Raw genomic sequence first — 1,147 nt, 5'->3', positions numbered from 1 at the left:
GCGGCGACCTGCTCGCCCGAGACACCCGAGAGAAGTGATCGATGGTCCCCCAGCAGACGGACACCCCCTCCGGCGGGGCGACCGGCGCCCCGGACGCCGCCAACCCGCTGGCCCTCAAGATCCTGGTGGCAGGCGGCTTCGGCGTGGGCAAGACGACCCTGGTCGGCGCGGTCAGCGAGATCCGGCCGCTGCGCACCGAGGAACTGCTCACCGAGGCGAGCCGGGGCGTCGACGACACCGCGGGCGTGGACCAGAAGACCACCACGACCGTCGCCATGGACTTCGGCCGCATCACCATCCGGGCCGGGCTGTCGCTGTACCTCTTCGGCACCCCCGGCCAGGACCGCTTCTGGTTCCTGTGGGACGAGCTCGCGCAGGGAGCGCTCGGCGCCGTGGTGCTCGCCGACACCCGGCGGCTCGAGGACTGCTTCCCGGCCGTGGACTACTTCGAGCACCGGAGCATCCCCTTCGTGGTGGCCGTCAACTGCTTCGCGAGGGCCCGGTCCTACTCTCCCGACGAGGTGTCGGCCGCACTCGATCTCGACCCCGGCACGCCCGTCGTCCTGTGCGACGCACGGGAGCGGGAGTCCGGCAAGGAGGTGCTGATCCGTCTGGTGGAGCACGCCGGACGGATGCACACCGCGCGGATGCTCGACACGGTGGGCGGCTGAACCCGGTCAGTCGGCGAGACCGGCGACCGCGCTGACCCGTTCGACGGACAGCCGCACCAGCAGCTCGCCCGGCACCGCGTTGCGCGCGCCGTACGGTTCGGCCTGCTCCTCGCCCATGTAGCGGGCGGCGATCCGGGTGGCCCAGTGCCGCAACTCGTCCAGGTCCTCGGTGAGCCGGGCCCGGCAGGTGAGGGAGACGAACGAGAACGGGGGCCGTTCGTCGTCCACGCAGAAGGCGGCCCGGCCGTCCCGGGCGAGATTACGGCCCTTGACCGTCCCCGCTCCCGTGGTCAGCACGACCTCGTCCCCGTCCAGCACGAACCAGACGGGTGCGACGTGCGGGGAACCGTCGGCCCGGGTGGTGGCCAGCTTCCCGGTACGCGTCCCCGTGGTGACGAACGTCCGCCACTCCTGGTCGGTCATCGTGTGCGCCATACCGCCATCCTCGGCACACCCGTCCTTCGCTGCCACCGGAC

Annotated in this window: 2 protein-coding genes; one reads left to right on the top strand and one right to left on the bottom strand. The window is 71.9% G+C overall.

The features are described 5' to 3' along the window. The first annotated feature begins 41 nt into the window (after positions 1 to 41). Entirely contained in the window at positions 42 to 671 is a 630-nt protein-coding gene (locus ACOV8S_RS30355) for a GTP-binding protein (protein WP_448321695.1), read from the top strand. A 6-nt stretch (positions 672 to 677) separates the two neighbouring features. Here the strand turns inward: ACOV8S_RS30355 and ACOV8S_RS30350 are convergent, their stop codons facing one another. After that, a complete protein-coding gene (locus ACOV8S_RS30350; protein WP_448321694.1) occupies positions 678 to 1,106 on the bottom strand; it encodes a PPOX class F420-dependent oxidoreductase in 429 nt (142 codons plus the stop codon). Between the last annotated feature and the right edge of the window lie 41 nt (positions 1,107 to 1,147).

Source organism: Streptomyces sp. CO7 (assembly GCF_053474865.1).
The sequence above is the reverse complement of the archived record's forward strand: the minus strand, read 5'-3'. Positions and strand labels throughout refer to the sequence as shown.